Source organism: Porphyromonas macacae DSM 20710 = JCM 13914 (genome assembly GCF_000379945.1).
GTDB classification, from domain to species: Bacteria; Bacteroidota; Bacteroidia; order Bacteroidales; family Porphyromonadaceae; genus Porphyromonas; species Porphyromonas macacae.
Map to the genome: position 1 here is coordinate 1 of NZ_KB904133.1, position 13,294 is coordinate 13,294.

At 43.6% G+C, this 13,294-nt stretch carries 13 protein-coding genes; 1 reads left to right on the top strand and 12 read right to left on the bottom strand.

Features of this window, described 5'->3' with window-relative positions; genetic code table 11:
• The 4 genes from A3GI_RS0105190 to A3GI_RS0105205 all read right to left on the bottom strand — a co-directional run.
• Positions 1-995: NAD(P)(+) transhydrogenase (Re/Si-specific) subunit beta (locus A3GI_RS0105190; protein ID WP_018360412.1), on the bottom strand; the 995-nt coding region annotated here is incomplete at its 3' end.
• Entirely contained in the window at positions 992-1,306 is a 315-nt protein-coding gene (locus A3GI_RS0105195; protein ID WP_018360413.1) for an NAD(P) transhydrogenase subunit alpha, read from the bottom strand. The genes A3GI_RS0105195 and A3GI_RS0105190, both read right to left, overlap by 4 nt.
• 77 nt (positions 1,307-1,383) lie before the next feature.
• Positions 1,384-2,544, bottom strand: coding sequence for an NAD(P) transhydrogenase subunit alpha (locus A3GI_RS0105200; protein WP_018360414.1), 1,161 nt, complete (start codon positions 2,542-2,544; stop codon positions 1,384-1,386).
• 282 nt (positions 2,545-2,826) lie between these two features.
• Complete coding sequence (locus tag A3GI_RS0105205) at positions 2,827-3,231, bottom strand: nuclear transport factor 2 family protein (RefSeq protein WP_025079659.1); 405 nt, start codon at positions 3,229-3,231, stop codon at positions 2,827-2,829.
• 134 nt (positions 3,232-3,365) lie between these two features.
• Between A3GI_RS0105205 and A3GI_RS0105210 the strand changes: the two genes are divergently transcribed.
• Positions 3,366-3,680 (top strand): winged helix-turn-helix transcriptional regulator, encoded by a 315-nt coding sequence (locus A3GI_RS0105210; protein WP_018360416.1) that lies wholly within the window; start codon positions 3,366-3,368, stop codon positions 3,678-3,680.
• 582 nt (positions 3,681-4,262) lie between these two features.
• On the opposite strand, the gene A3GI_RS0105215 is transcribed toward A3GI_RS0105210, so the two are convergent.
• The 8 genes from A3GI_RS0105215 to A3GI_RS0105250 all read right to left on the bottom strand — a co-directional run bounded on the left by A3GI_RS0105215 (position 4,263) and on the right by A3GI_RS0105250 (position 13,288).
• Positions 4,263-5,852, bottom strand: coding sequence for an Rne/Rng family ribonuclease (locus A3GI_RS0105215; RefSeq protein WP_025079658.1), 1,590 nt, complete (start codon positions 5,850-5,852; stop codon positions 4,263-4,265).
• Between the two features lie 249 nt (positions 5,853-6,101).
• Positions 6,102-6,374, bottom strand: coding sequence for an HU family DNA-binding protein (locus A3GI_RS0105220; RefSeq protein ID WP_018360418.1), 273 nt, complete (start codon positions 6,372-6,374; stop codon positions 6,102-6,104).
• Between the two features lie 211 nt (positions 6,375-6,585).
• Positions 6,586-7,686 (bottom strand): methylmalonyl Co-A mutase-associated GTPase MeaB, encoded by a 1,101-nt coding sequence (gene meaB, locus A3GI_RS0105225; protein WP_025079657.1) that lies wholly within the window; start codon positions 7,684-7,686, stop codon positions 6,586-6,588.
• Between the two features lie 199 nt (positions 7,687-7,885).
• Complete coding sequence (gene galK / locus A3GI_RS0105230; RefSeq protein ID WP_026215954.1) at positions 7,886-9,037, bottom strand: galactokinase; 1,152 nt, start codon at positions 9,035-9,037, stop codon at positions 7,886-7,888.
• 29 nt (positions 9,038-9,066) lie between these two features.
• A complete protein-coding gene (locus A3GI_RS0105235) occupies positions 9,067-10,479 on the bottom strand; it encodes an MFS transporter (protein WP_018360422.1) in 1,413 nt (470 codons plus the stop codon).
• Between the two features lie 34 nt (positions 10,480-10,513).
• A complete protein-coding gene (locus A3GI_RS0105240; RefSeq protein WP_018360423.1) occupies positions 10,514-11,581 on the bottom strand; it encodes an aldose epimerase family protein in 1,068 nt (355 codons plus the stop codon).
• A 229-nt stretch (positions 11,582-11,810) separates the two neighbouring features.
• Positions 11,811-12,590: a malonyl-ACP O-methyltransferase BioC gene (gene bioC, locus A3GI_RS0105245; protein ID WP_018360424.1), complete on the bottom strand. Its 780-nt coding sequence runs from the start codon at positions 12,588-12,590 to the stop codon at positions 11,811-11,813.
• Positions 12,581-13,288 (bottom strand): DUF452 family protein, encoded by a 708-nt coding sequence (locus A3GI_RS0105250; RefSeq protein WP_018360425.1) that lies wholly within the window; start codon positions 13,286-13,288, stop codon positions 12,581-12,583. The genes bioC and A3GI_RS0105250 overlap by 10 nt, the downstream gene beginning before the upstream one ends.
• Positions 13,289-13,294 lie beyond the last annotated feature (6 nt).

Here is a 13,294-nt window from a genome sequence, read left to right on the forward strand (position 1 = left end):
TGCTTCACCTGATGCTGTGCCTGCGCCAGGGCCATACCGTAACCCGGAACGATGATCACGTTCTTTGCAGAAGCCAAGACGCTACCGGCAGTCTTCGTTTCTTTCTTTTCTTCACGTATTTCCCGGACTTCGGTTTTCCCGGACTCTCTCACTACCGTTTTAGGAGTAACTTTCTTTGCACCGGTACCCAAAAGAATAGACATCAGGCTTCTGTTCATGGCACGACACATTATTTGTGTGAGCAGCAAACCCGAAGCACCGACAATAGCACCTACGGAAACCAGCAATACGTCTCCCACAGCCATACCGGCAATAGAAGCAGCCACACCGCTCAAAGAGTTGAGCAAAGAAATAGTGATGGGCATATCGGCACCTCCCACTCGAACAGAAAAATACAGACCGAAAAGTGAGGAGAAAATAAAACATCCGGCTACAATCCAGAAAGGATTACCAACGGCGTTAACAGTTCCAATAACGATAAAGGCAAACGAAATAATCAGTGAAAGTGAAGTGCCCCATGAGTGGAAAGACCAAACCAAAGGCCTCTGTGGCAACACCTTGTGCAGCTTGCCGGCTGCCACCAAACTGCCCACAAGTGTGGTCATACCGATAACGATGGCCAAATATGCCGTAGCACGTTCGAACATCGGATATAAGGAACCGGTATTATCGGACAAAGCAGAAATAATACCCACCACAGCCGAAGCAGCTCCGCCGATACCGTTTAACAGGGCTACCATTTGCGGCATCTGTATCATCTTGACCCGCTTAGCCATGGTGAAACCGATAGCTCCTCCGATAAACAGTGCCACATAAATAACCCACTGGGCTAAAATTTGATTGTGAACCAAAATCAGAATAATGCCTAAAAGCATAGCCACGCTGCTGATGCTGTTGCCCAAACGTGCAGTGGTTACTTTGCTCATAAAAGCAATGCCCACCATAACTGCAATGGAAAGAATTACACAGGCTACGAGATAAAACAATGCGCTCATAATGCTCTATCCCCTCCTTTCGTTTTCTTTTTATCGAACATCCGAAGCATACGGTCTGTAACTCCAAACCCGCCTACTACGTTAATGGAGGCTAAAACAATGGCCAAAAATCCCAAAACAACGGCAAGTGTTTGCTGGCCGGCCTTCGCTGCCACTCCGGTAGCAGCAATCGCACCCAGCACAGTAACACCGCTTAGTGCATTCATGCCCGACATCAAGGGGGTGTGCAACATACTCGGCACCTTTTTGATAAGCATATAGCCTATCACTGTTGCTACGATGAAAATAGCAATCAGAATGACTGGAGACATATTCTGTTGGTTTAATATTTAGAAAAAAACAGACCGAGAGTATCCGATGGATACCTCCCGGTCTTGAAAAATTATTATCAATTCATACCCATAGCTTCGCGAGCTCCTTTGTGCAGGATTTCGCCGTCACGGGTAACTACGATGGATCCGGTAATATTATCGGACAGATCGAGATGCATTTTGCCATCTTTCACAAGATAAGTAACCAGATTGTACATGTTCTGTGCAAACATCCAAGTAGAACTTGTGGGCAGGAGACCCGGAATATTCTTAATACCTTCGATAAGCACGCCATGCTTCATTTCTTTGGTACCGGCAGGGGTAATTTCACAGTTACCGCCCTGATCGATAGAAATATCCACGATTACAGAACCGCGACGCATGTTCTTGACCATATCCTCGGTAATGAGAATAGGAGCTACTTTACCGGGAATCAGAGCAGAGCAGAATACAATATCCATATCTTCAATGGTAGCACGCAAATGCTCACGTTCTTTGGCCAAAACATCGGCAGGCAACGTATTGGCATAACCACCGGGGGCTATCGCCAACTCTGCAGGCACACCCGTATCCACTACCTTGGCACCCAAACTCATGGCCTGCTCTGCAGCTGCAGGACGAATATCGGCAGCATACGTTACAGCACCCAAACGCTTGGCTGTGGCCAAAGCTTGCAAACCGGCTACTCCGACACCGATAACCATTACCTTACAAGGTTCGATACGACCGACTGCAGTAAACATTTGAGGAATAAATTTGGAGATATCATCCGTAGCCATGATAATACCCTTGTAACCGGCACAAGTACTCATGGAAGTCAGGGCATCCATATTCTGAGCACGGCTGATACGGGGAATACCGTCGAGGGTCATACTGGTAACGCCCTGAGCCGCCAGTTTGCGTACCATATCATGGTTGATAGGAGAGGCCGGGTGAATGAAGGTAATCAGATACTGTCCTTTGTGCATCATTTCAACCTCATGCTTATTCAATGCTTCATTGAACAGAGGTTCTTTGACTTTCAAGATCAATTCCGAACGGTCATAAACAGCTTGAGGGCCATCTACAAGCTCGGCTCCTGCTTTTGCATAATCTTCATCATGATACAAAGCTCCGTCGCCGGCACCTTTTTCAAACAATACGGTAAATCCGTCTTTCACGAATTTTTGCACAACCTCGGGACTTGCAGCCACACGAGCCTCACCGTGCATAATCTCTTTTGGAATTCCAATGATCATAACTGGTAGTTAGATTTATTTTATTAATTGATTAGATTATTTTGTCTTTCATGGATGTAATCTCCACTTAAAAGGCTCCGACAAATATAGTTAAGTTTCTTTTATTTTAATCAACCTGCAAACATCATTAACCAAATACATCGATGTTTCTACCGGAAAAGCCTAAAAAACAAAACCATCATAAACTGCCTAATAAAAAAGACAATAAATCATTATAAAAACAGACTGTATGATCCCGATCAATGGAATAAACAGCCTGTTTTTAATTCTACTATGCTCAGTTCAATTCTGCGATAAAAGTGTCCAAAAACGGTCTTCCTCGTCGATTCTTTCGGAGAACAGCCATACCTCTTGAATATACTGCCCTTCGAATCTAAATAAATCCACTCCTTTCATTGCAATTGAATGTTCTCCGGCCGAAACAGCAAATCCGACGGCAGCAACAACAAGATTTCCATTGTCCGTGATATAATCGATCTGATCAATGGCAAATGTTCCGTTACTCAATTCCGCCATCTTTCCCAAGTGAGCAAATACATTTTCTTTGCCTGAGTAAACACCGGATAATGATCCATGACCGGGTTGATGCCAAACCAAATTGTCTGCGAATAAAGCACCCACTGCTTCAAAATCTCCTTTTGCTAAAGCTGCATAAAATGTATGCACTAATTCTGTCTTCTGTACCATAATCATATTACTTATATTATCGAATACCGAAACAAAGTTCTATATTAGCAGTATACAAGTCAAGTACATACAATAAAGTATGGTACAAACCTTATTGTTAGTTTTATTGATATTCAAGGAGAAAAAAAATTATAATGAAACAAAAAATATCAGATACAGACTGCCCCGTAAGAAAATCCATGCAGGTTTTTGCAGGTAAATGGACTTTGCTCATCATTTTTCAAATCAATCACAGAATCATTCGATACGGAGAACTTAAAAGAGCTATTCCGGGAATTAGTGAAAAGATGTTGATAGAAGAATTGAAGTTTCTTTGCAATAAGGGATTCATAAAAAAGAAACAATATCCGGAAGTTCCGCCAAGAGTAGAATATTCTCTCACTCCATTGGGAGAAAAAGTTCTCCCGATTATTGATGAAATAGCAAGATTCGGTATGGAAAACCTGTAATTCAAACTACACAAGCGGTATTGACCTCAACTTCTTTTATTATATATAACAGACAGCAAGATGAGGGAGTTCGACCTCTTCTTAGCTTGAAATACAATTTCTGGCGTGTACTGAAAAAGTTAATACTCGAGACTGTCCCCAAAAACAGCAATTATGTCTAAACATTTGACCGCAGCGAGTGTTAAATTTTTCGGGGCACATCAATACAAAATTGTCAGAAAAACAGGGTTGTCCACTTGTGTTTAGATCGAACCGACATGTTTTTCTGGAAAAAAAATAAAATCACACTCATACAAAGCATGTAAATCGAAAGATCATACAAAATCCGGGGCTTATTAATAATTCTGCAAACAAAAAAGATAAACGAAACATAAGGGAGTGTGTCAAAACATGGAATTGGGAGAAGTTCCCTTTCATATCGATAGTTACCACCCTTCCTAATCAAATAAAACAATCGCTATCATTGAGTTTTCAGCTCTTTGATAGCGATTCTTCTTTACAAATGATCGTTGATTTAGGGAGAATGGAGTTTTGACACACCTCCTACCTTATCGATGAATATTGAATGAAAGTATTGTTTTCTTAATCGTCATAATTGCGACGACCTTCTTCAAAGTCTATGATTTCGACTTCATTACCTTCCTTATCATATATCTTATATTCAAGGAAAGACAAACTTTCATTCGGCAGCACGCGCAAACCTTTAGAGTAGCGAGACTTCCATTGCTTGGCAATAGAATTCAGAAGCCCTTTCTTCAGGTATGCAGCCACATAAGGATGAACGTGCATTGTGAAATGAGTTACTTTTTGTACTCTGACCAAATGACTGATAATCTCTTCCAGCCGGTCGGTAAAAAGGATCGAAGATTTGATCTTTCCGGTACCCAAACAGGTCGGGCACTTCTCTTCGATATTAATTTGCATGGCAGGACGCACACGCTGACGGGTTATCTGCATTAAGCCGAATTTACTCAGAGGCAAGATATTGTGCCGTGCACGGTCATTGGCCATCAGCTTAACCATATGTTCATACAGCTGTTGGCGATGTTGAGCTTCGTGCATATCGATAAAATCGACAACGATAATACCTCCCATATCTCTCAGGCGAAGCTGTCTGGCCAATTCCTCGGCAGCCGACATATTGACGTCTACAGCTGTATTTTCCTGTTCGGAACTGTTGCGCGAGCGGTTGCCGCTATTAACATCCACCACATGCATGGCTTCTGTCTGTTCGATAATCAGATAAGCTCCGCTTTTATAAGTTACGGTACGGCCAAATAACGCTTTGATCTGCTTGGTTATCCCCATCTGATCAAAAAGGGGCAGCTCTCCTTTATAGAGCTGTACAATATCTTCACGACCGGGAGCAATCATTTCTACATACTCTCGTATATCTTCGTAGAAAGGCTTGTCGTTTACATGAATACTTTTGTAAGAAGCGTTAAACGTGTCGCGTAACAGACCTAAAGCCCTGCTGGGCTCCTGATAGATCAGCTTGGGAGCTTTTGCCTTGGGCAGTTTGCTTAACAGGTCTTCCCAGCGGCGTACCAGCCGGTGCATCTCTTTATCGAGCTCCGAAGCTCTCTTACCTTGAGCCGAAGTACGAATGATGAAGCTGAAAAACTTGGGTTTAATGCTGAGAATAAGCTGTCTTAGCCGCTCGCGTTCTTCTGTCGACTGAATTTTTTGGCTTATCGAAACCTTATCGGCCATTGGCACCAATACCATATTACGGCCTGCCAATGAAATGTCGGTAGTCAGGCGAGGCCCTTTGGTAGAGATCGGTTCTTTGACGATCTGCACCATCAGAATATCGCCCGCTTTTAATACATCGCCTATTTTTCCGTCCTTAGGCAGCTCCAGATTTTCTGCCTTGATTTTATTCATGGACGGAATCTGCTTCTGAGTAGCCACCATTTCCATCAGTCGCTTTTGCAAACCGAAAGTAGGACCCAGATCCAAATAATGCAGGAATGCGTCCTTTTTGTAACCCACATCCACAAATGCAGCGTTGAGACCGGGCATAACCTTCTTCACCTTGCCCAGATAGATATCTCCGACGGCAAAGGCTGAGTCTCTTTGTTCTCGTTGCAGTTCCACCAGTTTTTGGTCCTCCAGCATAGCCATAGAGACCTCATTCGGCTTTACATCAACAATTAATTCGCTGTCCACAGAAAGATGTGCTTAATTTATTAGGGATTAATTAGATAAACATCAAATCAATTAAAACAGAACCGGGGAGAGAAATAACGGTAATTGTTTTTTCATGTACCCCGGTCACTATTTAATTAATTACTTTTTCTTATGTCTGTTCTTTTTCAGTCTTTTTTTACGCTTGTGCGTAGAGATCTTATGTCTCTTTCTTTTCTTACCGCTTGGCATATAAATACAATTTTATAGGGGTTAAACTTAAATGAACTCTTACTTTACTTTACTCATAAACATCTTGGAAGGCTTAAATGCCGGTACACGACGTTTAGGTATAATTATTGTGGTTTGCTTGGAAATATTTCTGGCAGTCTTAGCGGCACGCTCTTTTACAATAAAACTGCCAAATCCCCGTAAATACACATTTTCACCTGATGCAAGCGAATCCTTAATTGCATCCATAAAATGCTCCACAACAACCATTGCTTCTTCTTTCTGAATGCCGGTCTTCTTCGCGATTTCACTTACAATCTCTGCCTTAGTCATAATAAGTATGTATATTTTATTAGTAGAATAATATTTTCAGACCACAAAACCTTCAAAACAAACGTTATACGGCTATCAGCCAGCAACTAACAGAGAAAAATTCCCGGTTTGTCCGATTTAATGGTGTGCAAATATAGGGTTTTTCTTTCTAAAAGCCAACGAGTATTTATCGCAAAATGCTCATGCAGACGGTCTTAGAATCCGTTGAATTCTAATTTGATTCATTTTTAATCGATTCGAAATAAGTCTTAATCATCTCATGAGCTCCGATAAACGGAGAAATGGAATTGGAAAGTACACGTGACTCGATCGAACTTTGTATGGCCTGCACTCTTTCATTGCTATAGAACGAATGGCGCAGTTCATCATTGATGGCTTCATACATCCACCACTTGGTTTGGCGCTGACGTTTCTCATAAAAGAAACCGTTATCCAAGGTAAAATGCCGGTATTCGTCCACCATATCCCATATTTCTTTGATACCCAGCGAGTAGAAACCCGAATAGGTAAGCACTCGGGGCTTCCAGCCGGAGTCTGCCAAAGGGAACAGATGCAAAGCATTTCTAAAATGCGATGCCGCCAAATTAGCCTTATCTATATTATCGCCATCTGCTTTATTGATTATGATACCGTCCGCCATCTCCATGATACCGCGTTTAATACCCTGAAGTTCATCGCCGGTACCGGCCAGTTGAATAAGCAGAAAGAAATCCACCATGGAGTGAACAGCCGTTTCACTCTGCCCCACTCCCACGGTTTCCACAAAAATCATATCGAAACCGGCAGCTTCGCAAAGAATAATAGTCTCCCGCGTTTTCCGGGCAACACCGCCCAAAGAGCCGGCAGACGGACTGGGCCTGATAAAAGCATTTTTCTCTTTAGATAATTTATCCATTCTTGTTTTATCGCCCAAAATGCTACCGCCACTGCGCTCACTGCTGGGGTCTATGGCAAGAACGGCCAATTTCCGACCCTGCTTGATGAGATGCATGCCGAAAGCATCGATACTCGTACTTTTACCGGCACCCGGCACACCGGTTATACCTATTCGCATGGATTTACCGCTATGAGGCAAACAACCTTCGATAATCTGCTGAGCGATCTTTTGATGATCGGCAAGATTACTCTCGACAAGGGTAACTGCACGGCTTAAGATGGTTATATCACCACGCAGTATTCCGTCAATATACTCCTGTACCGTTAAATTCTGTCTGCGTACCCGTCTCAGATTAGGATTAACCACAGGCTTGGGATTCACGCCTCGATTTACTTTCAGACCTTTATACTCTGCACTGTTTTCAGGATGATTCATACAGCCCTGGTGTTCAAGATTCATATCAATACTGTTTTATCTGCTTCATTCTCACTAATGGGCATCTTCAGCTCTACATAGCCTTGTAACGGCCCTAATGTATCAAAGGTAGCGATTTTAGCAGAGACAAAAAACGGCTGTCCGAGCTTTTCCAATCGCCGGGCAACCGTTTTATGTCTGCTGAAGCAAGATTCTTTTTCTACTGCTCGATTTTTCTCGAACCGTTTGAAATTACGACATCGTATATCTTGGGTTCTCTACCGAACTTTTCCAGATAACGACGTTTTACTTCACGAATAAATCCATCGTACAAACCTTCTTTAACCAGATTAATGGTACAACCGCCAAAGCCTCCGCCCATCACCCGGGAACCGGTCACGCCGCACTGCTTGGCCACATGGTTCAGATAATCCAGCTCCTCACAGCTCACCTCATACAATTTGCTCATGCCCTCATGGGTTTCGTACATCTTCTGTCCAACAGTCTCATAGTCTTTAGCCACCAAAGCATCGGCAACATCAAGGACACGTTGAATTTCTTCAATAACGTATTCAGCCCGTTTATAGTCTTCTTCACCGACCTGATTTTTTACCTCTTTGAGCATATCCATGTCGACATCACGTAAGAACTTGACGTCGGGGTATTTCCCGGCTATAGCTTCCACAACACGCTCACAGCTTTCACGACGTTTATTATAGGCACTACTGGCCAGCTCATGCTTTACCACACTGTCCACCAAAACCAGTTTATAGCCTTTCGGATCGAACGGATAATATTGATAGTCCAGACTCCGGCAGTCCAGACACATCAGCTGCCCTTCTTTGCCGAAAACACTGGCAAACTGGTCCATGATACCGCACTTTACACCACAGTAGTTATGCTCTGTAGCCTGCCCCATCAAAGCAAGATCAAAAGGTCTGATATTCAGCTTAAAAAGATCATTCAGCGCAAAAGCGAAGGTACTTTCCAGAGCAGCCGAAGAGCTCATGCCGGCCCCCAAAGGCACATCACCCTTGAATACGGTATCAAACCCACCGATCGAATGTCCTTTTTTCTGAATCTCACGGCATATACCGAATATATAACGTGCCCAACTCTGAGCAGGTGCATCTTCTTCTTTCAAACCGAACTCCGCCGACTCATTCAAATCCAAAGCAAAAGCACGTACCCTGTCTGAACCATTCAACCGAATCTCTGCCGTTATTCCCTTATCCACGGCACCCGGGAACACAAAACCGCCATTATAATCGGTATGTTCCCCAATCAAATTGATTCGCCCGGGAGAAGTATAAAGAATTCCCGGCTCTCCATACAATTCGGTAAACTTATTACGAATATCTAAAATGTCCATATCTGTTGAATTCAGTAAAAAACAAACAATCAAGGCAACTGCTTAACCTTATAACCGGCCATCGCGTAATACAGAAGATAAGCTTCGCCCGCTACAACGATAATCCACGTCCACTGCCAACCCATCATATCTGCAGTCAGTCCCTGAAGCAAAGGAAGCACGGCACCCCCCACAACCCCCATCATCAGAACACCGGTACCCTTAGAAGTATATTTACCGAGTTTATCGATAGCCAAAGAGAAGATGGCAGGCCACATAATAGAGTGGAACAAACCTACACCCACCAGTACCCACGGGTTATTGGTAATCATGGCAATAAGTACCAGAATACCGGCTCCGATAGAAGCGATAATCAATTGGATATTGGCACCTACTCTACTCAGGAAACTGCTGATAAAACGTCCGACAAGCAGACCGCCCCAATACAATGTAGCCATTTTGGCTGCCACTTTCAACATAAATCCCTGATCAATAGCATATAAATTGATATTGGCACCGACAGCCACTTCTACACCGACGTAAACGAAGATAGCTACAACTCCAAGTGCAAGATGTGAAAAACTCCATACGCTTTTCTCCAATACTTCGTTCCCTTTCTTCTCTGCAGCAGCGATATTGGGCAAATGAATCCCCTTTAACACGAAGATGATGATACCGGTGAGCACGATAAGCACAAGAATAGGTATATACAAAGAAGTAATATTGATGTCCAGCCCCTCCTTTCCACTGAAAATCAAATAGGCAACGATAAGCGGGCCTACGGTAGTCATGGCGGAGTTTCCGGTACCTGCAATGCTCTGACGTTGTACCGGAGATGTACCCGTTACATCGCAGGCCACCAAATAAGGATTAACCACAGCCTGTAAATAGGTCAAAGCCGTACCGGCAACAAAGGCGGCAAAAAGGAAAATATAATATGCAAACGGAATCGTAATATCTTTGAGATACAAAAGAGACTTGAACTCCTGGGTTTTACCCGTTAATTCTACCTGAAAGTTTCCGGTTGTTGCTGCCAAACTCTTCATAGCTTCTATATCGGAGACCGTCCCGTCTCCTTTCAAAGCCAGAATAGATTTGGCTTCATCTATGGACGCCTGAAAATTAGGCAAATCGAATTTGTCGAATACATAAGCGGAAAGTTCGAACAAACCGAAAGCAGCAATCAAAATGATCAAACCGAAGATAAGAGATTTTTTATATCCGTTCTTATCGATGTAGCGGCTTGTGGAAGGGCCCATAATCAAATAGGCCAGGAAAAACGAAAAAGTCAGAAGAACCGTCAAAGTATTTGTCCAACTCCCCCCCATTAAAAGATAAGCAGCCTGCATAGGACCCTGAAACTGCTGGTTGAGATTCGTAATAAGCCCGATAAGAGACATCAGCACCACCATAATGATAAATGGCACCAGGTAGTTCGGCTGTTGTTGTTTTACTCCATTCATGATAAAGTTTTGTATTTGATTATTTTTATTCTAATTATTCCACTGTAAACTTAAACACGGTAACACTCTCAAAAAGTTCGCCGGGATTGAGGCGTGTGCTCGGATATTCGGGTTTATTGGGACTGTCCGGAAAATGCTGGGTTTCAAGGCAAAGAGCCGCACGTGCAGGATAGCGGGCATCGTGCTTGCCGCGCATATTTCCACTCATCCAATTCCCGGTGTACAACTGTACGCCCGGTTGATCGGTATAAACTTCCATCACAATAGAAGTTTTAGGCGATCCGACACGTGCTGCGAATCCCAATTTGCCGGGCTCTTTATCCAATATGTAAGTATGGTCGTAGCCTCGTGCCCAACGGAGCTGGTCGGTGTCTTCATCTATCCGCAAACCCACGGATACAGGTTCGGTAAAATCCATCGGAGTACCGGCCACCGGCTCAGCTTTGCCGTAAGGAATAGCCGTTTCATCCGTAGGCAGATATTCGCGTGCATTGATCGTCAGGATATGATCTGCAATAGACGTATCGCCATTTCCCGAAAGATTAAAATAAGCATGATTGGTCAGATTGAGAACGGTTGGTTTATCCGTCTCTGCCGTATAAGAAACAGCCAGCTCATTATCATCCGTAAGCGTATAGCATACCGTCACATCAAGATTTCCGGGATATCCCTCCTCACCGTCAGCTGATTGGTACTTAAGTTGCAAACGATTGTCATCCAATTGGCTTGCAGTCCAAACAACCGCATTAAAACCTTTTACACCTCCATGCAAACTATTCGGTCCGTTATTTACCGGCAGATGATAAGTTTGTCCGTCAATGGAAAAAATACCTTTGGCTATCCGATTGGCATAGCGTCCGCAAATGGCTCCGAAATAAGCTTCCTCGGAGCGGATATAGTCCTGGATCGAATCGTGTCCGATCACTACGTCCGTCCATCCTTCTTTCGATGGCACCACCAGGGAAACCAACTTTGCCCCCAAATTTGTGATATGAGCTTCCGCTCCACACTTATTGGTCAACGTATAAAGGCGTACTTCCTTACCGTCTACTTTTTCAGAGAAACGGGCAGCGTCCAGACGGGCTTTATTATTAATGTTCATAGTTATGCTTTTTCTTCGTTCTGACAGGTCTGTCTGACAAAATATCAAGTCAGGGCAAAAGGAGTTGTTCAACCAAATGGTTATATATCAACGTAGCGTATCAAACACAGTTTCCCACTTGACAAAAAGAAGACAGGATTATTAACCCCTTCTTCCTTGTAAAATTAACTATTTTTTCAATTTATTTAACAACTTCGCACCCCTTATTATAATCTAAACAATAATAACCTTACAGTTGTGCCAACAAATAGACCGGATGATACGTCAGCGGCAAAAAGCCTGCATCCGTACCGTAAATCTCGGCATATTCTTTACAAAATCTTTTCATCCGTCCCGGTGTCCACCGCTCCTGCGGCCCGGGAGCAGCCCCTACGCCGGTTTTCTTCAGATGCTCCAACACCTGCCGTCCCGTTTCAAAAGCAAATGTTACATGCTCCTCCAACACTTTTACACGCGAAAAAGACATAGAAAGCCATTTGTGCAAATCTTCGACTCCGCAGTATTGCAGACCATGCCCCGTAAGCGTACGTACTTCATGCAAGTTGTTTTTTCCGAATGTGGAGATTAACAGAATTCCTTGTTTATTCAAACGGCCGGGCAAAGATTGCAGAAAGAGTTTGGGTTGAGTAAACCATTGCATCGTGGAGGCGGAAACAATCATATCATACCCTCGCCCCAAATCGATCTGTTCGGCATCTCCGCTGATATAACAAATACGATGCGGATTGCGCAAACAGATATTAGAGCTCAACGGCAAGGATTCATCCAAGTCATTAAATGTCCATTTTTGAATATCGAGCGTACTATCCAATCGAGCTGTCAACACCCCGGTACCGCAGCCCACCTCCAAAACGGACTCAAAGTGCTTACCGGGGTAAAACAAATCGAGTTCGCGGGAAAGGCGATCGGCAATATGCAATTGCACTTTTGCTTCAGCATCGTACGTAGGACGAGCGGCCTTAAACCGCTGTGCCACCAACTGCTTATTAACAGTATTCTTTATGCCCATAGCTCATCCCAATGCTGCCGATTCAAAAACGGATAATGAGCTACCCCTTGAAGCTCCTTAATCTGTACATCACAGGATTTCCAGTAGGCCAATTGATTGGCCGGAGGAATAATGCGGTCGGACATCCCGATCAATGCCATCTTCCACCATGGGTATTTACAAACAGATTGATCTTCCGGGCGCTCTCTCTTCTGCTCATAATCGGAAACTGCAGCCAACTCACTGCGTATTTCGTAGGTTGGCCGTTTCTCCAATGCTTCAAACAAGGTTTTCAATGATTTACCACCACACATCCTTCGGTTGAATTTCTTTCTGTTCTCATCATTCAAAGCATTCAGTGTTCCATTAAAAACTGCTTCCGGTATGCCGTAGCAATCATGCACAGGATAACTCGTTCCGCATATGGCCACACCGTTGCAACCGACAACTTCAGCCAAAGCCTTATTATGCGGATCGCTCAGAAATCGATTTGCAGCCCATACGCCCATAGACCAGGCTGTCAATCTTATAATTTTATATGCAGTGAAATCGAATGAAGGCATCTGCTCGTCCCTGTAATCCCAAACGACTAATAAATCCGTATCTGCCGGCAGCATCAAATGCTCCACCGACTCCGGCGTCATGGCCCAACCGTTAAAAAAAAGAATCAGCGTTCGAGCTGTCTCGGTTAAATTGTTTTTATATAGTTTTATCTGCATTGTACA